Annotated in this window: 21 protein-coding genes; 13 read left to right on the forward strand and 8 right to left on the reverse strand. The window is 59.6% G+C overall.

Going from position 1 to position 20,969, the window contains the following annotated elements:
• Positions 1-237 precede the first annotated feature (237 nt).
• A complete protein-coding gene (gene groES / locus ACIQ39_RS07500; protein ID WP_396433990.1) occupies positions 238-525 on the reverse strand; it encodes a co-chaperone GroES in 288 nt (95 codons plus the stop codon).
• A gap of 154 nt (positions 526-679) precedes the next feature.
• Positions 680-1,339 (reverse strand): helix-turn-helix domain-containing protein, encoded by a 660-nt coding sequence (locus tag ACIQ39_RS07505; protein WP_396434019.1) that lies wholly within the window; start codon positions 1,337-1,339, stop codon positions 680-682.
• 202 nt (positions 1,340-1,541) lie between these two features.
• Between ACIQ39_RS07505 and ACIQ39_RS07510 the strand changes: the two genes are divergently transcribed.
• Entirely contained in the window at positions 1,542-2,369 is an 828-nt protein-coding gene (locus ACIQ39_RS07510) for a lysophospholipid acyltransferase family protein (protein ID WP_396433991.1), read from the forward strand.
• Positions 2,370-2,394: 25 nt separating this feature from the next.
• A complete protein-coding gene (locus tag ACIQ39_RS07515) occupies positions 2,395-3,249 on the forward strand; it encodes a lysophospholipid acyltransferase family protein (protein ID WP_396433992.1) in 855 nt (284 codons plus the stop codon).
• Here ACIQ39_RS07515 and ACIQ39_RS07520 read toward each other — a convergent pair.
• Together ACIQ39_RS07520 and yihA are read right to left on the reverse strand one after the other, a co-directional pair.
• Entirely contained in the window at positions 3,243-4,247 is a 1,005-nt protein-coding gene (locus tag ACIQ39_RS07520; RefSeq protein ID WP_396433993.1) for an alpha/beta fold hydrolase, read from the reverse strand. The genes ACIQ39_RS07515 and ACIQ39_RS07520 overlap by 7 nt on opposite strands.
• Before the next feature lie 6 nt (positions 4,248-4,253).
• A complete protein-coding gene (gene yihA, locus ACIQ39_RS07525; protein WP_396434020.1) occupies positions 4,254-4,937 on the reverse strand; it encodes a ribosome biogenesis GTP-binding protein YihA/YsxC in 684 nt (227 codons plus the stop codon).
• Between the two features lie 222 nt (positions 4,938-5,159).
• Between yihA and ACIQ39_RS07530 the strand changes: the two genes are divergently transcribed.
• Complete coding sequence (locus tag ACIQ39_RS07530; RefSeq protein ID WP_396433994.1) at positions 5,160-5,792, forward strand: c-type cytochrome; 633 nt, start codon at positions 5,160-5,162, stop codon at positions 5,790-5,792.
• A 269-nt stretch (positions 5,793-6,061) separates the two neighbouring features.
• On the opposite strand, the gene ACIQ39_RS07535 is transcribed toward ACIQ39_RS07530, so the two are convergent.
• Complete coding sequence (locus ACIQ39_RS07535) at positions 6,062-6,589, reverse strand: response regulator transcription factor (RefSeq protein ID WP_396433995.1); 528 nt, start codon at positions 6,587-6,589, stop codon at positions 6,062-6,064.
• A gap of 362 nt (positions 6,590-6,951) precedes the next feature.
• On the opposite strand from ACIQ39_RS07535, the gene msrP reads away from it, so the two are divergent.
• Together msrP and ACIQ39_RS07545 are read left to right on the forward strand one after the other, a co-directional pair.
• Positions 6,952-7,947, forward strand: a complete 996-nt coding sequence (gene msrP, locus ACIQ39_RS07540) for a protein-methionine-sulfoxide reductase catalytic subunit MsrP (protein WP_396433996.1) — start codon at positions 6,952-6,954, stop codon at positions 7,945-7,947.
• A gap of 25 nt (positions 7,948-7,972) precedes the next feature.
• The gene (locus ACIQ39_RS07545) at positions 7,973-8,614 is read left to right on the forward strand and encodes a sulfite oxidase heme-binding subunit YedZ (RefSeq protein ID WP_396433997.1); all 642 of its coding nucleotides are present in this window, start codon (positions 7,973-7,975) and stop codon (positions 8,612-8,614) included.
• A gap of 75 nt (positions 8,615-8,689) precedes the next feature.
• On the opposite strand, the gene lysA is transcribed toward ACIQ39_RS07545, so the two are convergent.
• Together lysA and ACIQ39_RS07555 are read right to left on the reverse strand one after the other, a co-directional pair.
• Positions 8,690-10,003 (reverse strand): diaminopimelate decarboxylase, encoded by a 1,314-nt coding sequence (lysA, locus tag ACIQ39_RS07550; protein ID WP_396433998.1) that lies wholly within the window; start codon positions 10,001-10,003, stop codon positions 8,690-8,692.
• Positions 10,000-10,251 carry a lipoprotein gene (locus ACIQ39_RS07555; protein WP_396433999.1) on the reverse strand — a complete coding sequence of 84 codons (252 nt, stop codon included), beginning with the start codon at positions 10,249-10,251 and terminating at the stop codon, positions 10,000-10,002. Before ACIQ39_RS07555 ends, lysA begins: the two co-directional genes overlap by 4 nt.
• 12 nt (positions 10,252-10,263) lie before the next feature.
• Between ACIQ39_RS07555 and cyaY the strand changes: the two genes are divergently transcribed.
• Positions 10,264-10,593 (forward strand): iron donor protein CyaY, encoded by a 330-nt coding sequence (gene cyaY, locus ACIQ39_RS07560; RefSeq protein WP_396434000.1) that lies wholly within the window; start codon positions 10,264-10,266, stop codon positions 10,591-10,593.
• 90 nt (positions 10,594-10,683) lie between these two features.
• On the opposite strand, the gene ACIQ39_RS07565 is transcribed toward cyaY, so the two are convergent.
• Complete coding sequence (locus ACIQ39_RS07565; RefSeq protein WP_396434001.1) at positions 10,684-13,083, reverse strand: penicillin-binding protein 1A; 2,400 nt, start codon at positions 13,081-13,083, stop codon at positions 10,684-10,686.
• 327 nt (positions 13,084-13,410) lie between these two features.
• Here ACIQ39_RS07565 and ACIQ39_RS07570 point away from each other — a divergent pair, with 327 nt between their 5' ends.
• The 7 genes from ACIQ39_RS07570 (at position 13,411) to ACIQ39_RS07600 (ending at position 20,956) form a co-directional block, all read left to right on the forward strand.
• Positions 13,411-14,208: a hypothetical protein gene (locus ACIQ39_RS07570; RefSeq protein ID WP_396434002.1), complete on the forward strand. Its 798-nt coding sequence runs from the start codon at positions 13,411-13,413 to the stop codon at positions 14,206-14,208.
• Positions 14,205-14,885, forward strand: a complete 681-nt coding sequence (locus ACIQ39_RS07575) for a hypothetical protein (RefSeq protein WP_396434003.1) — start codon at positions 14,205-14,207, stop codon at positions 14,883-14,885. Before ACIQ39_RS07570 ends, ACIQ39_RS07575 begins: the two co-directional genes overlap by 4 nt.
• Positions 14,886-14,893: 8 nt before the next feature.
• Complete coding sequence (locus ACIQ39_RS07580; RefSeq protein WP_396434004.1) at positions 14,894-15,964, forward strand: hypothetical protein; 1,071 nt, start codon at positions 14,894-14,896, stop codon at positions 15,962-15,964.
• Positions 15,961-17,571, forward strand: a complete 1,611-nt coding sequence (locus tag ACIQ39_RS07585) for a type IV pilus secretin PilQ (protein WP_396434005.1) — start codon at positions 15,961-15,963, stop codon at positions 17,569-17,571. The genes ACIQ39_RS07580 and ACIQ39_RS07585 overlap by 4 nt, the downstream gene beginning before the upstream one ends.
• A 136-nt stretch (positions 17,572-17,707) precedes the next feature.
• Complete coding sequence (locus ACIQ39_RS07590) at positions 17,708-18,265, forward strand: shikimate kinase (protein ID WP_396434006.1); 558 nt, start codon at positions 17,708-17,710, stop codon at positions 18,263-18,265.
• 180 nt (positions 18,266-18,445) lie between these two features.
• Positions 18,446-19,105, forward strand: a complete 660-nt coding sequence (locus tag ACIQ39_RS07595) for a TetR/AcrR family transcriptional regulator (protein ID WP_396434007.1) — start codon at positions 18,446-18,448, stop codon at positions 19,103-19,105.
• A gap of 39 nt (positions 19,106-19,144) precedes the next feature.
• A complete protein-coding gene (locus ACIQ39_RS07600) occupies positions 19,145-20,956 on the forward strand; it encodes an acyl-CoA dehydrogenase C-terminal domain-containing protein (protein WP_396434008.1) in 1,812 nt (603 codons plus the stop codon).
• Positions 20,957-20,969: the final 13 nt, after the last annotated feature.

Below are 20,969 nucleotides of genomic sequence, written 5' to 3' on the forward strand. Positions count from 1 at the left end.
CCTTTAGGGCCCAAAGTCACTTTGACCGCGTTGGCCAAAATGTTCACGCCTTCAACCATGCGTGCGCGGGCTTCGCCGCCGAAAATTACGTCTTTTGCTGCCATTTGAATTCTCCGGTTATGCGTTGTGCGATCAGCGTTGTGTGTACAAAGAAGACCAACTCAACGGGAACTTGATTAAGGGGTAAATACGGGAAAAACCTGGGTGCGCTCAACACTCAACGCTGAACGCACAACCTCACTCGACGACCGCAAACAGGTCTTCTTCTTTCATGACCAGCAGCTCGTCGCCGTCGACCTTGACGGTCTGGCCGCTGTACTTGCCGAACAACACGCGGTCGCCGACTTTCACGCTCAGGGCTTTGATGTCGCCTTTGTCATTGGTTTTGCCAGGGCCGACGGCCAAGACTTCACCTTGATCGGGCTTTTCAGCAGCCGAGTCGGGGATCACGATGCCCGAGGCTGTTTTGGTTTCGCTTTCGATACGTTTGACGATCACGCGATCGCCCAAAGGACGCAGTTTCATGGAATCTCCTGGATTTGAAACAAGGGTTGAAAAACAAAAGCACCAAAAGGGTGCTTGTCGAATCTGAGGGGTGGGTGTTTTTAGCACTCATCCCCATCGAGTGCTGATGATAAGCGCTTTTGGGCTTTTTTCAAGACCCGGCCGACAAAACACTTCAATGGTGCGCTGCTTGATCTTGCTGCGCGTGTCGTGTGCTCAGCCAATAGCCATAGACCAGATCGCAACTGATGTCGCCCTCGAACAGGCTGAGTTGCGGACCGGGGCTCAGTGGGCTGCCAGCGGGTAAGTGGGTGCTGTTGTAAACCACCAAATGGGTGTTGGGCAGGCGATCAGAGTCCAAATGCAGTGGGCCGGTGTGCAGCCAAGGGATGCGGGCGTCAATGAAGATCGCATTGATCTCGGTGCTCAGGTCCACCAAGTCCAGCGGATGGGTCATGGCCAAAATTTGCGGCCATTGAGCCAAGGTCTTCACGGCGGGGCTGATATTTTCGCTGCTGTGCAGGATGCCCAGGTAGGCGCGTCCGAGCTCAGGCAAGGGGTTGAGCGGGGTGAAGCCTTGTTGAGCGCAATAGGCTTTGAGCGAGCTGGTCAAAATGCGTCGGTGACCGCCGTGGGTCAAAAAAGCGGTGAACAAACCGCTTTGCACCATGCGCTGAACCGTGCCTATCGAAAGGCCCAGCATTTTGGCGGCTTGGCTGGTGCTGATGTAAGTTTGTTTGTTTTGGTCGGTTTTCATGCGCTGTGTCGATTGGGCCCTGAAATGGGCGGGAAAGTTGGCTTGGCTCTGTTTGGATGTTAAGGGGCCAAGCTCGATCTAAGACTTGGGGTTAATCGGTAAGCCGATGGGCACAAACCGGTAGCGCTGGCAGTTGGATGCCTCCCGCGTCATGTGCTCCGTTGCGGGTTCTCAGGCCTGTTGAGGTGTGCCCATGGCAAAGTCAGGCTGTGCCGGTGGAGCCGGGTTCGGGCCGAGAGGGCGGTTGGTGTGGGTCAGTTCAGTGCAAAATCGCCCACTTATGTTGAATTGGTTTCGATTTTTCTCGCGATGGCCTTTGTGGGCTCTTCACGTCTTGGGTTGGCTTGGCGGTTGGGGGGCTTGGTTGTTGTCGGGGCGCTACCGGGCGCGTTTTTTGAGCAACGCCCGCCAAGCGGGTGTGGGTTGGCGCGCGCAACTGGGCGCGGTGGGTCATGCCGGGCGCATGTCGGCCGAATTGCCGCGTTTGTGGTTGGGCCGCACGCCGCATTTGGAATGGGCCGACGACAGTGCCGCGGCCGAGGCTTATGCCCTTGGGCAGGGGGTGTTGTTTTTGACGCCGCACATGGGCTGCTTTGAGATCACCGCCCAAGCGCTGGCTTTGCGCTTTGGGGCTCAGCATGGGCGCTTGACGGTTTTGTACCGTCCCTCGCGTCATGCGGGCTTGAACGAGGTGATGGCGCTGGCGCGCAATCGACCGGGCTTGCAGGCTGTCCCCACCAGCTTGGCGGGGGTGCGGCAAATGATCAAGTCTTTGCGTGCAGGCGAGGCCGTGGGTTTGTTGCCCGATCAGGTGCCGCCCGACGGCATGGGGCTGTGGGTGCCGCACTTTGGCAAACCGGCCTACACCATGACTTTGGCGGCCAGGTTGGTGTTGCAAACTGGCGCACGGGTGGTGCTGATCTGGGGCGAGCGTTTGCCTTGGGGGCGCGGCTACCGCTTGCACACGCAGACCTTGGGTCGGGACCTGTCAGCCGATTTGGAGACGGCGGTGCTGCAGATCAACTTGGCCATGGCGGCGCTGATTTTGCAGTGCCCTGCGCAATACATTTGGGGCTACGCCCGTTACAAAAAACCCAGGCAGGGCTGAGCGGCAAGGCACCATGGTGAATGTGATGATCTTTGTGATGCGCGGGCTTGCGCACATGCCCTTGGCTTGGGTCAGGGCACTGGGCCATGCCTTGGGTGCAGTGCTGTGGCATTTGGCGCGCAAGCGCCGGCGCATTGTGCTGGTGAATTTGCAAAAATGCCTGCCCGAGTTGACCCAGGCGCAGCGCGTGGACTTGGCGTACCAGCATTTTGTGGTCTTTGGCCAGTCGGTTTTGGACCGCTCTTGGCTGTGGCATGCGCCCGAGGCGCTGGTGCGAGAGCGCTTGCATTGGGTGGGTGATCTGCAGGCTTTGCAGCAAGCTGGGCCACTGGTGATGTTTGCCCCGCATTTTGTGGGTTTGGATGCCGGTGGCATGGCGGTTTGCTTGGAAGTGCCGGGGCCAGTGGCTTTTATTTTTGTGGCGCAGTCACGCCCGGCGGTTGACGCATGGGTGCGCCAGGGCCGCGAGCGCATGGGCAATGTGCGGCCTTATTTTCGGCACCAGGGCATGCGCCAGATTTTGGCGGGCATCAAAAAGGGTGAGCCTTTGCATTTGTCCTCAGACATGGATTTCGGGCGTCAAGACTCTATTTTTGTGCCCTTTATGGGCGTCGAAAAAGCCGCCACGGTGCCTTCCTTGTCGCGTTTGTCCAGGGCGGTGGGCGCGCGCGTGGTGCCGGTGGTCACGCACATGACGCCATCGGGCTACGCCATTGAGGCGCATGCGCCACTGGAAAACTTTCCCTCGCACGACTTGGCGCAAGACACGGCGCGCGTGAACCGCCTGCTGGGCGAATGGGTGCGCAGCATGCCCGAGCAGTATTACTGGGTGCACAAGCGCTTGAAGACCCGTCCCGAGGGCGAGGCGGGGTTTTACTGAGCTGTTTTTGCGGCAGCAAGGGGCAGCAAAAACGCTGCGATTTCGGCCACCACCCGTGCGCTTTGTTCATGCACCACCCAGTGGCTTGCCTGAGCGATGGGCACCAAGCGCAAATGGCCAATGTGCGTGTCCAGCCCGTCGGTCAGACAAGGCAGCAAAGCCACATCGTCTTGAGCCCAGAGCACCAAGGTGGGCACATCGATGCGCAGCGCCTCAGGCGGTATGTGAACGGCCCGGGCACCCGGGTCGGTGGCGGTGGCCGGACGCAAGGGCGAAGCGCGGTAGTAGTTGAGGCCGCCTTGCAGCCCGTGTTGCCAGACGCCTCGGTATTGCGCTTTGACAGCAGGGGTCAGCCAGCGGGGGGCAGACGCTGGGGTGCTGCGCGTGGCGAGCGATTGCAAAGTGGTGTCCTGTCCGGTCAAAAAACCAAACAAGCGCTCAAAGTCATGGGCCGCCAACTGCGCAGCCGCGTCGGGCTGCACCAAAAAGTTCATGTAGGCGCTGGCCGCTTGTTGCGCCGGGTCGTTTTGCAAGGCTTTGATGAAGGTGCCGGGGTGGGGCGAATTGATGATGACCAGTTGACGCAGGCGAGCCGGGTGTTGGTTGGCCAGACTCCAGGCCACGGCACCGCCCCAGTCGTGGGCGATCAGGGCCGCCAGTGGGGCATTGCCGCCTGCCTTGGCGTGCAGGGCTGCGCACTCTGCGTCGATCAAGGCCAGGATGTCTTGCACCAGGTGTTTGGCGCGGTAGGCCTTCACGTCTGCTGGCGCGCTGGAGCGTTCGTAGCCGCGCAGGTTGGGCGCCACGCAGCGGTAGCCGCCGTTTTCGGGCTGGGAGAAATGCCGCAGCAAAGCATCCCAAACCCAAGCGCCCTCGGGAAAACCGTGCAAAAACATCAGCACCGGGCGACCAGGTTCGCCACAGGCTCGGCAGCTTAAGGTGATGCCGTGGGGCAGGGCTTGCTGCCAAGTCTGGATGTCGGGGGCAGGCGCAGACACGGGGCTTTACTCGTCCAAGGCGGCCGGTTCTTCTTCCGGGCGGGCGGTGGGGGGGATGGGTGAATGGGGGGCTGAGGCGCTGTCGGGGGTGGGGTGGGTCCAATCCCAGAGCAGTTGGGCCACCTCGTCCACGCCTTGCTTTTTCAGTGCCGAAAAGAGCTTGACTTCACCGCCACCGGCTTGCAGTCGCGCAATCGACAGGGCTTTGGCTTGCTCAGCGCGGGTCAGTTTGTCGGCCTTGGTGAGGATGATCAAAAACTTCAGGCCTTCTTCGACACGCGGGCGAATCACTTCGAGCAAGATGTCGTCCAACTCGGTCAGGCCGTGGCGCGGGTCGCACATCATGACGATGCCGGTCAGGTTGTCGCGGCTCACCAGGTAGTTGGCCATGACCTGTTGCCAGCGCAGTTTGTCCATTTTGGCCACAGCCGCGTAGCCGTAGCCCGGCAAGTCGGCCAGCACGGTGTCGGTGATGCCTTGTTTGCCCAGGGCGAACAGGTTGATGTGCTGGGTGCGGCCGGGTTTTTTAGAGGCAAAAGCCAGTTGTTTCTTTTGCGTCAAGGTGTTGATGCAGGTGGATTTGCCCGCGTTGGAGCGGCCCACAAACGCGATTTCGGGCGTGTCCATGTCGGGCAAATGGTGCAGTTGCGCAGCCGTGGTCAAAAAGCGGGCGGTGTGCATCCAGCCCATGGGTGTGACGGGCGCGGGGCTGGCGGGTGGGGTCTGCACCTGCGCATCGCGGTTGGGGCTGACTTGGGCTGGTTTGGCTGCTTTGGCGCTGCCGACAGGGGGTGCGGGGGCGCGAACGTGGGGTCGGGAGCTCATAAATAAGGGGTACCTTGGGTCGTCAGGAACCTGACGCAATCCGCATTGTAGAATCACTAAGTTTTGCGCCAACTCTTGGATCTCGCCATGAAGTCGATCACCTCTTTCTTGTTTGCCACCTTGTCGGCCACTTTGCTGGCTGGTTCGGCTTTAGCCGCTGGCCCAGCACCCCAAGCAGCCAAACCGGATTTGGCCAAAGGCGAAGCCATTTTCAGTCAGGTCTGTGTGGCTTGCCATGCTGCGGATGGCAATTCCAGCACACCTGCCAACCCCAAATTGTCGCAGCAGCATCCCGAGTACCTGATCAAGCAACTGCAAGAGTACAAATCGGGCAAGCGCGCCAATGCGGTGATGAGTGGTTTGGCCTCGACCTTGAGTGATGAGGACATGCGCAACATTGCCTTTTGGTTGGCCTCCAAGCCCGCCAAGCCAGGTTTTGCCAACAACAAAGAAACTGTGGCTTGGGGTGAGCGCATTTACCGTGGGGGCATTCCAGACCGCCAGATTGCTGCTTGTGCGGGTTGCCATTCCCCCAACGGCGCGGGCATGCCCTCGCAATACCCGAGGCTGGCCGGTCAGCATGCTGAGTACACCGCTTTGCAACTGGTTCATTTTCGCGAGGGTGTGCGCAAAAACAATCTGCAGATGACCCAGGTGGCGGCCAAAATGAACGACCGTGAGATCAAGGCGGTATCCGACTACATCGCCGGCCTGCGCTGAGCAAGGGGTGACCTGCTGCTTGGCGACTCCTTGGCTGCCTCTTTGGGGCCAGAGCTGGCAGTGGGGGTTTTGAGGCCCAGGGCCCAGGTATCCGAAGAAACTGAGTCAATGCGCAAGTTTCAACTGACGTGAATTTTCCCAAGGCTGGTTTTCCAGCCTTGCGCGTTTTTGGCGGGCGGTGCCCCGCCTTTTTCTTGTCGGGTGTTTTTTCACAACCACACGGTGCTTGCTGCACTCAGCCCTGCTGCCGAGCCAGGTTTGTGCCGCCGTCAAGCCGTGCTGGAGCTGCAGTCGCCCGTGCGCAGGGCGCTGTCGCTGTTGGCGATGATTTGCATCGCCTCGGCGAGGGGTGTCACGGTGGTGCACGCCAAGCAGCCAGCGATCTCGTCCCGATGGAACACGCTGGTGCTTGGGGGCTGTGCGGTTTCGCAACGCTTGAAACCCTCTTCAATGGCTTTGAGCAAAGCTTCAGCTGTGAAGGGTTTGCGCAAAAAGGCCACAGCATGTGTCACGCCAATGGGCATCTTTTCCAGAGGCGTTGAGAGGCCGCTCATGAAAATCAGGGGCATGCACAGGCCCGCTTGAGCCAAACGGGCCTGCAGCTCAAAGCCTGTCATTTGGGGCATTTGGACATCCAACAACAAAACCCGCGGGGCTTGGGTGGGCGATGAACTCAAAAATGTCTGTGCGCTCAGGTGCTCGCGCACAGCATAACCCTGTGACCGAAGAACCATGGCCAGTGTTTGACGGAGATCGGGGTCGTCGTCCACCACTTCCACAAGGCAGCTGAGGTTCATATGATTTTTGACAAATCTGACAATTTTATTGGAAACCAACACCGTTGCGGCGTTTCATTTGTCGCCCACGTACCCGCACCGTGGGGTGAGCGATCACGCTTTTGAGCGCAGGCGTGGATTCAAGCTGAATCGGGCAGTTGGCCGCATGCGTCCGCATCCAACACGCCAGCAAGCAGCTTCGTCAGCCCCTCGGCCGCGCCCAACTGCCCGATTGAGGTTCAAGCGGGCTTGGCGTTGGCTTGGGCTGAGCTGGGTTGGTGCATGAAACTGAGGCGGTGTTTGGCAAGCCTATCGCCTTGCGCTGCAAAAGTGGTTGGCAAGCATCACAATGCAGTGCAGTTGTTTATCAAGAGGTCACTTTTATGCGCTTCTCATCCACAGATTCGGGATTTGTCCATCCGGTGCCCAGCGACATCACCCCGGCACAGGTGTACCGCTCACGCAGGGACTTGATTCGGCAGCTCGCCTCAGGCTCTGCTGGCTTGGCTTTGACCGCTTGGGGCTTGCGCCAGGCCCAGGCGCAAACCCCTCGTGCTGGCCAGTTGGCCGCACTGGCATCGCTGCCCTCCAGCGTGCCCGGTGCCATGACCATGGACAAGCTCACCGCCTACAAAGACGCCACCACTTACAACAACTTTTACGAGTTCGGCACCGATAAGTCCGACCCTGCCAAGCGGGCCCACGCCTTGGTCACCCAGCCTTGGACGGTGGACATTGAGGGCTTGGTGAAAAAACCGGGGCGCGTGAATCTGGAAGACCTGATGAAATGGGGGGCTATGGAGGAGCGTATCTATCGCCTGCGCTGCGTGGAAGGCTGGTCCATGGTGATTCCTTGGGTGGGTTACTCGATGGCCCAGCTCATTCAACGGGTGGAGCCCCAACCGGGGGCCAAGTTTGTGGAGTTCATCACCCAAGCCGATCCCAAGACCATGCCCGGCTTGCGCGGCGGGGCCTTGGACTGGCCGTATGTCGAGGCCCTGCGCATGGACGAGGCCATGCACCCGCTGACGCTGTTGGCCTTTGGCATGTACGGCGAGGTCATGCCCAAGCAAAACGGCGCACCCCTGCGCCTGGTGGTGCCGTGGAAATACGGTTTCAAGAGCGGCAAAAGTTTGGTCAAAATCCGCTTCACCGACAAGCAACCCGTGTCCTCTTGGGAAAAAGCCGCGCCGCAAGAGTATGGTTTTTACTCCAACGTCAACCCGCTGGTGGACCACCCGCGCTGGAGCCAGGCCACTGAGCGGCGCATTGGCGAGGACGGCCTGCTGGCCAAGAAGCGCAAAACCCTGATGTTCAACGGCTACGAAGCCCAAGTGGGCCAGCTCTACGCGGGCATGGACCTGAAGAAATTCTTCTGATCTGCGGCTGCAAAGGGCATCGCGCATGAGGGCCGCTTTGCGCCACCCGGCCGCTTGGTGGCTGTTGCTGGGCCTGGGCCTGTCTCCACTGACTTGGCTGGTGCTGCAAGCCCTGCAAGACCAGTTGGGTGCCAACCCCGCCGAGGCGCTGATCCGTGCCACTGGCGACTGGACCTTGCGCAGCCTGTGCCTGGTGTTGGCCGTGTCGCCCCTGCGCCAGCTCTTGGCTTGGCCGGAATTGCTGCGTTTTCGGCGCATGCTGGGTTTGCTGGTTTTTGGCTATGCCAGCGTGCACTTGCTGTGTTACGCCTGGTTCGACATGGGTTTTGACTTGGCCGACACGCTGCAAGACATCGCCAAACGCCCCTTCATCTGGTTGGGCTTCAGTGCCTTTGTGGTTTTGCTGGCGCTGGCAGCAACGTCCTTTAACCGCGCCGTGCGCTGGCTGGGCGGCCAGCGCTGGCAAATGCTGCACCGAGGTGTTTACGCAGTGGCGGTGCTGGCCATTTTGCATTTTTGGTGGATGCGTGCGGGCAAGCAAGACTTTGCCGAGGTGTCGGTTTATGCGGGCATTGTGTTGATTTTGTTGGGCTGGCGTGTCAGGAGGCGTTGGCTGGCAAGGCAAGCTGGCCAGGCACTGGCCGGTGCAGGGCGCTCTGGGCGCTGAAATGGAGGGTCAGTTTCGGCCGCTCGCTTGGGGCTGAGCTTGAGCTTGAGCTCAGAACCAGACGCAGCACTGGACTCAGACCAGTTGCTCCAGTGCAAAGGTGTCAAACGACGATTCACGCTGGCGGATCAAGTGGGCCTGCGTACCGTCCACCAAAATTTCGGCGGCGCGGCCACGGCTGTTGTAGTTGCTGGCCATGCTCATGCAGTAGGCTCCGGCCGACAGCACAGCCAGCACGTCACCGGCTTGGACCTGCAATGCTCGGTCGCGGCCGATCCAGTCACCACTTTCGCAGACCGGTCCCACCACGTCGTAGACCGCGCCAAGGCCAACGCCATCTCCTTTGTCTGTGCCAACGGCAGATCGGGGGCTTACCGGCACAATCTGGTGAAAGGCTTGGTACATGGCGGGGCGGGGCAGGTCGTTCATGGCCGCGTCCACAATGCAAAAATTCTTTTGCTCGCTGGGTTTGAGGTACATGACCTCGGTCAGGCACACGCCTGCATTGCCCACCAAGGATCGGCCCGGCTCGATCATGAGCTGGCGTTGACCATAGCCGCGGGCATCCAGTTTGGCCAGCAACTTCGCCCACAGCGCGTCGGCTTGTGGCGGCGTGTCGCCGTTGTAATTGATGCCCAAGCCGCCGCCAAAGTCGATGTGCTGCAGGGCAATGCCTGCCGCCTCGATCTCGCCGACCAAGTCGAGCATGCGGTCCATGGTGTCCAAAAACGGTGTGGTTTCGGTGATTTGTGAGCCGATGTGGCAGTCAATGCCCACCACCTTCAGCCCTGACAGGCTGGCCGCGTGGCGGTAGGCGTGCAGCGTTTCTTCATGGGCGATGCCAAATTTGTTGCCTTTGAGGCCGGTGGAAATATAGGGGTGTGTTTTCGGGTCCACATTGGGGTTGACGCGCAGGCTGACAGCCGCCTGTTGGCCCATGCTGAGCGCCACTTGATGGAGCACGTCCAGTTCGGCCAGGCTTTCGACGTTGAAGCAGCCAATGCCCGCACGCAGGGCTTGCTGCATCTCCAATCGGCTTTTACCAACCCCCGAAAAAATAATTTTTGCAGGGTCGCCGCCAGCGGCCAGTACGCGGGTCAGTTCGCCACCGGAGACGATGTCAAAGCCGCAGCCTGCATGGGCAAAAATTTGCAAAATAGCCAAGTTCGAATTGGCCTTCATGGCGTAGCAAATTTGCACTTGGCGTCCGGCAAAGCCGCGCTGGTAGGCGGCCAAGGCTGACAACATCGCGGCCTTGGAATACACAAACAAAGGCGTGCCGTGCGCGCGCGCCAAATCGGACAGCCGCTGGCCTTCGACCATGAGTTGCTGGTCGGCATAAGCGATGTGGGGCTGGCCTGGCAGGTCGTGGGCGGTGAGGGTGTTCATGGCGGTGTGGCAGCAGGTGCCGAGGGAGCGGTCGGTGAGGGGGGCTCGGTCTGGGTCAGCGGGGCCGTAGCCGGGCGGGCAGCGGGTGCAGTGTGCCAAGGGTTGAGGCTTTGGGGCAGTGTGGCGCGCTTGGCCGATGCGGGCGAGTCGGGCAAAACCAACGGACCTGTTTGGCCACACGCCGTCAACATCGCCGCACCCCCAACAAGGGCATGGGCCGTGACTAGAATCCGGGTTAACTTCAACATGCTGCGATTGTAATGACTGACCTTGAATTTCTTGACCAAGCTGAGCGCCTGTTGTCGGGCATCGAAAACTGCAGCGACCGCTTGAACGACCACACCGATGCCGACATCGACAACCAGCGCGTGGGGGGCATGGTCACGCTGACTTTTCCCAACCGCAGTCAAATCGTGGTCAACCTGCAAAAGCCCTTGCACGAGGTGTGGTTGGCTGCCCGCTGCGGTGGCTTTCACTACAAGTTTGACGGTAAGCATTGGCAAGACACCAAGGGGCAGGGCGAGTTCTGGCAGAGTTTGTCGCGTTTCGCCTCAGAGCAGTCTGGTCAGCCACTGGTGTTCCAAGCCTGAGGGTTTGTCATCGCCCGAGGCACTTTCGTGGTTTGCCGGTCTTGGGGCAGCTTGCCTGCGCACGGCGCATGCAGCGCAAAGAAAATGCGCTCAGTTTCTGAAAAGGTCAAGAATGCGGCTGCGCTCTTCGTTCGGTGGCAGCGGTGTGACTGGGGTGTCGCCGTTGCCGTCGCCGTCGCCGTCCATGCCGAGTGAGCTGATGCCGTTGCCGTTGGCGTTTTCCGGGTAAAGCCATTGACCGTCGACTTGGATCAAGCCTTCAGGCACTGAGAGTTCTGTCACCGGGGTATTGCGCAGAGCCGTTTTCATGTAGTCGATCCAAACGGGCAAGCTAAGACCTCCACCTGTTTCTCGGGCACCCAGGTTGCGGGGGGTGTCATAACCAATCCAAACCACAGCCGTCAGCTGTGGGTGATAGCCGGCAAACCAAGCGTCGATCGCATCGTTGGTGGTGCCTGTTTTGCCGTACAGGTCTGGGCGTTTTAAAGTGGATTGGGCCCGTGCCGCTGTGCCCGATCGCGTCACTTCTTGCAGCAACTGGGACATGACAAAGGCGTTGCGCTCGGGAATGACCCGGCGTGCGTTGGGTTTGTCAAATTGGACGGGCGCATCGACCAAGATGCGGCCCTTGTGATCGCTGATGCGGGTGATGAGTTGAGGCGGCACCAACAGGCCACCGTTGGCAAACACCGAATAGGCGGTGGCCATTTGCATCACGGTGACCGAGCCAGCACCCAAGGCCATGGTCAGGTAGGGGGGGTGTTTGTCCATGTCAAAGCCGAACAAGCCCGTCCATTGCTGGGCGTTGCGTGCACCGACGGATTCCAAAACCCGGATCGAGACCATGTTTTTTGACCTTGCCAAGCCGGTGCTCAAGCTCATGGGGCCGTCAAATTTGCCGTCGTAGTTTTTGGGCTCCCAAGGTTGCCCACCGGTCACGCCACCAGCAAAAAACAAGGGCGAGTCGTTGATCAGTGTGTTGGCAGAAAGCCCGTGTTCGAGTCCGGCCGAATAAATGAAGGGCTTGAAGCTCGAGCCCGGTTGCCGCCAAGCTTGCGTGACGTGGTTGAATTGGTTTTTGGTGAAATCAAAGCCCCCCACCAGCGCCCGTATGGCACCGGTTTGCGGTGTCATCGAGACAAGGCCACCTTCAACCTCGGGCAGTTGGGTGATCTGCCAAGCTCCGCTGGGCAGCCGCATGACCCTGATCACCGCCCCTTTGCGGATTTTTTTTGCCGCAGGCGCAGTGGCAGCGAGTCCCGATTGGGCAGGCACCAGTCCAGCGCCCGTGATGGTGATTTCTTCGTTGTTTTGCCGGACCGCCACCACTTTGTTGGGCAGGGCTTGCAGCACCACCGCAGACATCACGTCGCCATTGTCAGGGTGGTCCTCCAGCGCATCGTCAATGGCTTCTTCGGTTTGTTTGGGGTCAGAGGGCAAGTTGATGAATTTTTCGGGCCCTCGGTAGACTTGCCGGCGCTCAAAATTCATCAAACCTTGGCGCAAGGCGCTGTAGGCGGCCATTTGGTCGACCGATTCGATGGTGGTGTACACGTTTAACCCGCGCGTGTAAGTGTCAGCACCGTATTGGGCAAAGACCATTTGGCGCACGGTCTCGGCTGCAAACTCTGCGTTCAGGGTTTTTTTGCCGTTGTTTGATTTGAGTACCAATTTTTCGACTTTGGCTTGTTGGGCTTGCTCGGGGGTGATGTAGCCAACCAGCACCATTCGGTCGATGATGTGCAGTTGGCGTGAACGCGCTCGGTTGGGGTTGTTGATGGGGTTGAAGGCCGATGGCGCTTTGGGCAAACCCGCCAACATGGCAGCCTCAGCGATGGTGATGTTTTTCAGCGGCTTGTCAAAGTAAGCCTCTGCGGCAGAAGCAAAACCGTAAGACCGATTGCCCAGAAAAATCTGGTTCATGTAGATTTCCAGAATTTCGTCTTTGCTGAGTAAAAATTCCAATTTGTAGGTCAGCAAAATTTCGTAAATTTTGCGTGTGTAGGTTTTCTCAGACGTCAAGTAAACATTGCGTGCCACTTGCATGGTGATGGTGGAGGCCCCTTGGCTTTTGAGTCGACTCAAGTTGGCCATGCCCGCGCGCAAGATGCCCACGTAGTCCACCCCGCCGTGCTGGTAAAAACGGTGGTCTTCGACCGCCAAAACAGCGTCTTTGAGAATTTGCGGAATGTCTTTGATGGGGGTCAGGTTGCGACGCTCTTCGCCAAACTCGCCGATCAATTGTCCATCGGCGGTGTAGACCCGCAAAGGCAGTTTGGGTTTGTAGTCCACCAAATCCGAGACATCGGGCAAGTTGGGGTAAGCCACCACCATGGCCATGGCCACCAACATCAACAAGGCCAACAAACCCGCTGCAGCCAATCCCAGCAACCCTAGCCCGATTTTGAGCACTAAGGCACCAATGCGTTTGGCGGAGTCGGTCAGCGCGTTGCGTTGCAGGGTGTTCGAGGCGTTGTCTTGGGTGGGCATAAGGCAGTGTGAGGGCGCGACCAAGGGTTGACCGAACGCTACGCATTATAAAAATCTTAAGCCCGCGGCAGTGTCTTGGTGAAGTTTAAATTTCATACCTTGGTGTTCAAAATGTCTTGTTCGAAGCCTTGAATCATGTTACAAAACTTTTCCAACAGAGATGTTTGGTCGATGTTGCGCTGAAAAAACGGCCCCTGTCCACCTTCAAAGCCAGTTGTTCGCAATGGGTGCCGGGCCACGTCCGGCATGAGAAAACCAAAGGTTCAAAATGAAACACATCAGAAATTGGCCCCGTTGTTTGCAAACTTCACCGGAACTGGGCATGAGATGGCTGGCCGTTGCACGGCTTGGTGCCGTGACGGGACCGCAAGGCACTTGATGCAAGCGGGGTTTCGTTTTTGGCAACGGCTGAAAAACCGTGCTGCACGTCAAGCATGGGGCATGGCTTCGGATGGGGACGGTTGGGCCTTGGTGGGTTTGACGCTTGAGCGTGCCGTGGGTGTTCGGGTGTTGGCCATGGAGCGCATTGAGACAGCTGCATCTGGGCCATCGGCGGGCAATTTCAGCGAGGGTTTGAGGCCATTGGCCGCACAGTCTGTGCGGGCAGGCCAACGGCTGAACGTGGCTTTGGATGCCAACGACACGGTGGCCGGTATGTTGGAGTTGCCAGCGCATCTGCGGCCTCAAGATTGGGCAGCAGAGGTGCAGACAGAGGTGTCGCAACTGCTCGGTCTTGGCCCCGATGAGGTGAGTTTTGACTTTCAGCGCGATCCACTGACTGAGGGGCTTTTGTCCCGTGTGCACTGGGTGGGCTGTGATTTGGGCCTGATTCAAAAGCTCCAAGCCCATGCACGTGCCGCCGGTTGGCAGTTGCACAGTGTCGAGCCCGCTTGGCACGCCGCACACCGGGCCGCATGCCATTTGCGGGGTGGCTTGTCCAGTTTGTTGACGCAGTCGCCACAGGACTGGCAATTCGATTTGAGTCCGAACGCTCCAGACACTTTGCCCTTGCTGCCTGTGCAACAAGAGTTCGGCCCCGGTTTGGCACTTCGGCAGGCCATGCATTCGAGCGCTGGGCCACGCTTGGTGGCCTCGGGTTTGGCATTGAAAGCGTGGCTTGGATGAACGCTTTCAATCTGCTGCGTTATCCAGCTTTGGCCAGTCAGCGCAGAAGGCGTGACCAAAGCGGGTCTTTTTTCGCTGGTTTGGCCGCAGGTTGTGCGGTGGCTTGGGGTGTGGGCCAATTGGCGCAGCAAAGCGCAGCGCAAATCCAGCGAGAGCGCAGTTTGCTGCAAGCCCAAGTGACGGATCACCAAGCGCAATGGCAAAGTCTTCAGCACCAGCAGGCGAGGCAAAAAAAATGGCAGTCTCAGGCGGCGCATTTGGCGCATGTGGCGCAGCAGCACGCCGCATGGCAGGCCTTGCACCAAGCTTTAAAAGAGGCGTCTGGTCCGGCGTCAGTTCAGTTTTTGCGCTTGCAACTGGAGGCTGAAACCTTGGAAATGCATGGCAGCGCAGCAAACGCCCAGCACATGGACAGGGCGCATCAAGCCTTGACCGCCGCTTTGGCGGAGCACCTCGAGCCGGTGTTGGTCTTGAGCAGTTGGGTGTTCGCGTCGCCAATGGCCAGCACCGCAGGCGCGCCTCTGACCTCGCCAGCGGCTTTGCGCAGCGGGCCCCACACCCCCCAATCAGACGCTGCCTTGGAGTTTGTGTGGCGAAGTGGTTGGCCTGTTCAGCGCTTGGCCCCCACGCGGGGCGGCCCAGCGCAGACTGCGCCAAGCGGGCAGGCAAAGCCATGAAGCGGGGCATGTCCTGGTTTTCCAGTGGCTTGTTGCGTTCGCCGGTATCCGGTTTGGGCTGGCTGGCGGGCAGGCAGCTTGGGGGCAGCGCTTGGCATGGGTTGACAGGGCGCTGGGTTTTTGTGTGGGCTGGTTTTGCCCTTGGGATGTTGGGGGTGTCATGCGTGCATCCACCCACGCTGGGTGCGCTTGGGGCTCAGGATGACCCTGTGCCCAGCATGCAAGGGAAGCTGGCCACGCTGCAGGCGCAGTTGCGCAAAGCACAAACGCCATCGGACGCCCCACAAAGCCCCCCCGCCTTGCTGGCGCAGTTACCAACCCGCGACCGGCAGGCCGTGATCTGGTTGCAATTTTCGCAATTGCTGGCACAACACGCGGTGCAGTTGCAGTCTTTGCGCCCCATGCCTGATGGCGCGGCGGCACCTTTGAGCAGCCAGGCCGTGGCGGTGCGTTTGCACGCACAGTTTGACGATTGGACCGCCGTGTGGTCGGCCCTGAATGCCCATGGCCCCGTGTGGAGCATTGACCGCTTGCGCATCGCGCCGCAAGCGCAAGGGGTTGACATCGAAGCCGTGCTCAGGGTCTGGTTTGGCGATGGTCTCGGCATTGACCTTGGCCGACCTGCGCCGTATCAGCCCCGCTCTGAACTGCCGCAAGAAAGCCCAATCAAGCGCGTCAGGACAGCGGTTTTTTGGCAAGTTCCCGATGGGGCCGCAAGTGCACCGCTGACCGAGTCTTTGAGTGCCAGGGGCTCAGACTTGCAGGGCAAGCTCGAGGCCAACGACGAAAGCTTTCGGTCGGCCCTGACAGGCCCTGAGGGCGCCTTGGCCGGGGCAGGCCATGGGTCTGCCGATCCGGCGCAATGGCCTTTGGCACAGATTCGTTTGCTGGGCGTTTGGCAGCACGCGCAGGATGCGCACGCTCTTTTTGCGGCTGGACCGCATTGGGCCCCGGCCCGCGTGGGGCAGCGAATTGGTGCTGAGGGCCACCAGGTAGAGACCATCTACCCCCACGAGGTGCATCTGCGGACAAACCAAGGCGGCTTGAAAGTGCTGGGCGTGGGCGAGGCATCGCCATGACGCGGGCTCGACTCGCTTTGCCAACCGCTCAGGCCGGGGTTCAGTCCTTGGCGCAGGTCGTGCTGTGTGGCGCGGCATGGGCCAAAGCTGTCCGTCTGGTGCTGTTCATCGGAGCTTGCGGCGGCTTGTCTTGGTCCCAGGCGCAAGTGTTGACTGGGCAGGCAAAGAACGAACGCATGGGTGCGCCATTCCAACTTGATTTTGGCGGGACGACCCATCCAGTCGACAGTGCGCCAACGCACACCCCGGCCCGCAGGCCAGGGGTTTCGGCCAGCGACACTGACACTGACACTGTCGCCGACCCCGACGCCCATGCCCTTGCACACAGTGATGCCTTCATCAGTCTGAATTTTCAAAATACCGAGATCAGCACACTGCTGAAGGTTTTTGCTGATTTCACCGGATTGAACTTGGTGGCCACCGATGCGGTGAAAGGCCAGGTGACGGTGCGCCTGACCGAGTTGCCTTGGCGGCAGGCCCTGCACATTGTGTTGCAGTCCCAAGGTTTGGCCATGCGTCAAGAGGGGCGGGTGCTGTGGATCGCCCCCCAAAATGAGTGGCTGGCGCGCGCGCAAAAGCAACTCGAAGCGCAAATGGCTTTGGATGCCGTCAGCCCCTTGCAAACCATGGTCATGCGTTTGCAATATGCCCGCGCCAGTGACATGGCGCAGCGTTTGCAAGGCGGACAGGGGACGGGCACAGCGGGCTGGTTGAGCAGGCGGGGCAGTGTCTTGGCCGAGCCGCGCACAAACCAGTTGTTCATCTCTGATTTGCCCGATCGCCTGCAGCAGGTGCGAAGCTTGTTGACACAATTGGACATTCCGGTGCGGCAGGTGCTGATTGAGGCGCGCATCGTCGAGGCCGATCACTTGTTTGGCGAGTCGCTGGGGGTGCGTCTGGGCGTTGGCATGGCCGTGCCGTTTCAATTGAACCAGCGTGCCAACACCATGGCCTTGGGTGCCAGAAATATGGCCACAGGCGCCGGTGTGGTGACGGGCAACCAAGTGGACTTTCCTGCAGGTACGGCCGGTCAAAGCCTTGAAACGCCGGCCCAATTTGCGGTGTCTTTGTTCAATGCTGCGGCGGACCGGTTCATCAATGTCGAGCTTTCGGCCTTGGAGGCCGATGGCCGAGGAAAAGTGGTCTCACGCCCTCGGGTGGTGACCTCAGACCAAACCAAAGCTTTGATCGAGCAAGGCACCGAGTTGCCTTACCAAATCGCCTCTGCCAGTGGTGCCACATCGATTGCTTTTCGCAAAGCCAACCTCAAACTGGAGGTGACGCCCCACATCACCCCCGATGGCTCGGTGATTCTGGATGTGGATGTCAGCCGCGACAGTGTGGGCCAAATCACCCCGGCAGGTTTTGCCATCAACACCAAGCACGTCAAAACACAGGTTCGGGTAGAGGACGGCGGCACGGTGGTGTTGGGCGGTATTTACGAAGAAACCGACCGCAACAACGAAGCCAAGGTGCCGGGTTTGGGCGATGTACCGGGCTTGGGCTGGTTGTTCAAAAACCGCGATCAGGCGCAGCGCAAAAGCGAGCTGTTGATTTTTTTGACCCCCCGCATCATGGCAGACGGCACGCTGTCTGTGTCGCCTTGATGGCGCTGCACGCGGCGGGAGCAGGCGGTGCTGGGCACACAAGCGCCTGAACACAGGGGTCGAATACACTGAACGCATGCGTAAAACCTGCCCCAGTGTTTGGGTGCGTTCACTGTTTTTTCTGTGTGAGACTTTTTTGAGCATCATTTTTGTGGGCCTACCTGGCTCGGGCAAGACCACCATCGGTCGGCAGTTAGCACGCCGCTGGGGTTTGACTTTTGTCGACACCGACCATGTCATCGAGCAAGCTTTGGGTTGCGCCATTCGTGAGTTTTTTGCCCGCGAAGGCGAAGACAGTTTTCGCGATCTGGAGCAACAGGTGATGGACGATGTGACGCGCAGCCAAGGCGGGGTGATCGCTACAGGGGGCGGCGCTGTTTTGCGCGAAGCCAATCGGCGGCACATGCGCGAACGCGGTCAGGTGATTTATCTGCATTCCAGCCCCGAGGATGTGTTTCGCCGCTTGCGCCATGACACAACGCGTCCGTTGTTGCAGGTGGACGATCCCCTGCAGCGTTTGCGCAGCTTGTACGAGTTGCGTGATCCTTTGTACCGCGATGCCGCACACTTTGTCATCGAAACGGGCCGCCCTTCGGTTGCCATGTTGGTCAACATGATCGTCATGCAACTGGAGTTGGCGGGGCATTCCCCCGCCTCCGTGTTGAATGCGGGGGCCGGTTTCGCTGGCCCTTGAAGACGCCCGCGTTCAAAGCATTTGGCACAGCATGGCGGACCGGGATGTGGTTTTCAGGCCAGCTCGAGGCTCACTTTGAGCCCACACACAGACGCAAACTCAAGCCCGGATTTCCCATGTTTTTTGTGCATGCGGGGGCAAACTGGTGCAAAATAGAACGATCGTTCTTTTTTAATGCCCATGTCCGATACCAAACTGAACCCCAAAAACGACACCCCTGGCGCTGCAGATGCGGGTCGCCGCGTGCTCATCAAAGGCCAACAGACCAAAGCCGTCATCATCGACGCGGCATTGGGCCTGGCCTCGCAAATTGGTTTGGAAGGCTTGTCGATTGGCGCAGTGGCCGAGGTCACTGGCATGAGCAAGTCGGGCGTGTTCGCACACTTTGGCTCGCGCGAAGAGTTGCAAATTTCCGTCATCCGCGAGTACCACGACCGCTTTGAGAACGAGGTGTTTTACGCCGCGATGCAGAAAAACAGGGGCTTGCCGCGCTTGAGGGCCTTGTTCGACAACTGGATGGTGCAGACCTCGGCCGAAATCGATTCGGGCTGCATTTACATCAGTGGCGCGGTGGAGTTTGACGACCGCAGTGGCCCGGTGCGGGACGCCCTGGCGCGCTCGGTGTCCAGTTGGCAGACCGCCTTGCGACGCGCTGTGGAGCTGGCCCAAACCGAAGGCCAACTCATGCGCGAAGCCGACGCGTACCAGATTGCCTTTGAAATCCATGGCCTCATTTTGGCCTTGCACTACGAGGCGCGCTTTTTGCGCAACCCGGGTGCCACCGAACACGCTCGCCGAGGTTTTGCGCACATCTTGGACCGCTATGCGAGCAAGGCCTGAGTTTTTTACCCTCCACACCTTTTACACACAGGAGCTTTCATGCCTATTTACACCCCCCCGCTGCGCGACATGCAGTTTGTCTTGCACGAGTTGCTCAAGGTCAGTGCCGAGCTCAAGGCCTTGCCCAAGCATGCTGACACCGATGCCGAAACCATCAACGCCGTGCTCGAAGAGGGCGGCAAGTTTGCAGCCGAAGTGGTGTTCCCGATCAACATCTCGGGTGACACCCAGGGCTGCCAACTTGACCGCGACACGCACGAAGTCAAAGCACCGGACGGTTTCAAAGAGGCCTATGCCCAGTATGTGGCCGGTGGTTGGCCTTCGCTCAGTTGCGATCCCGAATACGGCGGCCAAGGTTTGCCTTTTGTGGTGAACCAGTGTTTTTACGAAATGCTCAACTCGTCCAACCAAGCCTGGACCATGTACCCTGGTTTGAGCCACGGCGCCTACGAGTGCCTGCACGCACACGGTACGGCCGAGCAAAAAGCCCTGTACCTGCCCAAACTCACCAGCGGTGAGTGGACCGGCACCATGTGCTTGACCGAGCCGCATTGCGGCACCGACCTGGGGCTCTTGCGCAGCAAAGCCGAGCCGCAAGTTGATGGCAGCTACCGACTCACTGGGCAAAAGATATTCATCAGCGCAGGTGAACACGACCTGGCCGCCAACATCGTGCACTTGGTGTTGGCCCGCTTGCCCGACGCGCCCCCCGGTAGCAAGGGCATCAGTTTGTTTTTGGTGCCCAAATTCAAGGTGTCGGACGACGGCAGCATGGGCGAGCGCAACGGCATCTACTGCGGCGGCCTGGAGCACAAAATGGGCATCCACGGCAACGCCACTTGCCAGATGGTGCTCGACGAAGCCGTGGGCACGCTGGTGGGACAGCCCCACAAAGGTTTGGCCGCGATGTTTGTCATGATGAATGCTGCCCGTTTGGGCGTGGGCAACCAGTCCTTGGGCTTGACCGAAGTGGCTTACCAAAACGCGCTGGCTTATGCCAAGGACCGCGTGCAAATGCGCTCGCTCACGGGTGTCAAAGCCCCGGGCAAACCGGCCGATCCCATCATCGTGCACGCCGATGTGCGGCGCATGCTCATGACCGCCAAGGCTTATGCCGAAGGGGGCCGCGCCTTGGCTTGTTATTGCGCCTTGCTGCTGGACAAAGAACTCCACCACCCCGACGAGGCGGTGCGCGCCGAGGCCGCTGAAATCGTGGCCTTGCTCACACCCATCGTCAAAGCCTTCACCACCGACAACGCGTGGGAAGCCACCTCGGCCTGCCAACAAGTCTTTGGTGGCCACGGCTACATCAAAGAGTGGGGCATGGAGCAGTTTGTGCGCGACGCCCGCATCAACATGATTTACGAAGGCACCAACACCATACAGTCGCTCGACTTGCTGGGCCGCAAGGTGCTGGGCAACCAAGGCGCTACGCTCAAGAAATTTGGCAAGCTGGTGGAACAACTGGTCAAGGCCGAAATGGCCAACGAGGCCATGGGTGAGTTCATCAAGCCCTTGGCCGACCTGGGCCAAAAACTGACGCAACTGACCGGCGAAGTGGGCATGAAAGCCATGAGCAATGCCGACGAAGTGGGCGCTGCGGCGGTGGACTATTTGCGCGTGGTGGGGCACCTGGTGCTGGGTTACTTCTGGGCCCGTTCGGCACAAATTGCTTTGGTCAAATTGGCCGAGGCCGAAGAAGAGGCCCAGCGCCCCGACCCCTTCTACCAAGCCAAGCTGCAAACGGCGCGTTTTTACTTCACCCGCCTGATGCCCGAAACCTCCAGCCTGATGCGCCGCATCCGCGCCGGCAGCGAGGTGCTGATGGACACCGACGCGGCCTTGGCCTGACACGCCACGGAAA

The sequence above is a fragment of the Limnohabitans sp. genome (assembly GCF_044361645.1).
Taxonomy (GTDB): domain Bacteria; phylum Pseudomonadota; class Gammaproteobacteria; order Burkholderiales; family Burkholderiaceae_C; genus Limnohabitans_A.

Bases quoted from the DNA above. Each gene is read 5' to 3' on its own strand.
- groES (WP_396433990.1), bottom strand. From the start codon at position 525: ATGAAACTGCGTCCTTTGGGCGATCGCGTGATCGTCAAACGTATCGAA.
- ACIQ39_RS07510 (WP_396433991.1), top strand. From the start codon at position 1,542: ATGTTGAATTGGTTTCGATTTTTCTCGCGATGGCCTTTGTGGGCTCTT.
- ACIQ39_RS07515 (WP_396433992.1), top strand. From the start codon at position 2,395: ATGATCTTTGTGATGCGCGGGCTTGCGCACATGCCCTTGGCTTGGGTC.
- yihA (WP_396434020.1), bottom strand. From the start codon at position 4,937: ATGGGCTGGATGCACACCGCCCGCTTTTTGACCACGGCTGCGCAACTG.
- ACIQ39_RS07530 (WP_396433994.1), top strand. From the start codon at position 5,160: ATGAAGTCGATCACCTCTTTCTTGTTTGCCACCTTGTCGGCCACTTTG.
- ACIQ39_RS07535 (WP_396433995.1), bottom strand. From the start codon at position 6,589: ATGAACCTCAGCTGCCTTGTGGAAGTGGTGGACGACGACCCCGATCTC.
- msrP (WP_396433996.1), top strand. From the start codon at position 6,952: ATGCGCTTCTCATCCACAGATTCGGGATTTGTCCATCCGGTGCCCAGC.
- ACIQ39_RS07545 (WP_396433997.1), top strand. From the start codon at position 7,973: ATGAGGGCCGCTTTGCGCCACCCGGCCGCTTGGTGGCTGTTGCTGGGC.
- lysA (WP_396433998.1), bottom strand. From the start codon at position 10,003: ATGAACACCCTCACCGCCCACGACCTGCCAGGCCAGCCCCACATCGCT.
- ACIQ39_RS07555 (WP_396433999.1), bottom strand. From the start codon at position 10,251: ATGTTGAAGTTAACCCGGATTCTAGTCACGGCCCATGCCCTTGTTGGG.
- cyaY (WP_396434000.1), top strand. From the start codon at position 10,264: ATGACTGACCTTGAATTTCTTGACCAAGCTGAGCGCCTGTTGTCGGGC.
- ACIQ39_RS07565 (WP_396434001.1), bottom strand. From the start codon at position 13,083: ATGCCCACCCAAGACAACGCCTCGAACACCCTGCAACGCAACGCGCTG.
- ACIQ39_RS07570 (WP_396434002.1), top strand. From the start codon at position 13,411: ATGGCTGGCCGTTGCACGGCTTGGTGCCGTGACGGGACCGCAAGGCAC.
- ACIQ39_RS07575 (WP_396434003.1), top strand. From the start codon at position 14,205: ATGAACGCTTTCAATCTGCTGCGTTATCCAGCTTTGGCCAGTCAGCGC.
- ACIQ39_RS07580 (WP_396434004.1), top strand. From the start codon at position 14,894: ATGTCCTGGTTTTCCAGTGGCTTGTTGCGTTCGCCGGTATCCGGTTTG.
- ACIQ39_RS07585 (WP_396434005.1), top strand. From the start codon at position 15,961: ATGACGCGGGCTCGACTCGCTTTGCCAACCGCTCAGGCCGGGGTTCAG.
- ACIQ39_RS07595 (WP_396434007.1), top strand. From the start codon at position 18,446: ATGTCCGATACCAAACTGAACCCCAAAAACGACACCCCTGGCGCTGCA.
- ACIQ39_RS07600 (WP_396434008.1), top strand. From the start codon at position 19,145: ATGCCTATTTACACCCCCCCGCTGCGCGACATGCAGTTTGTCTTGCAC.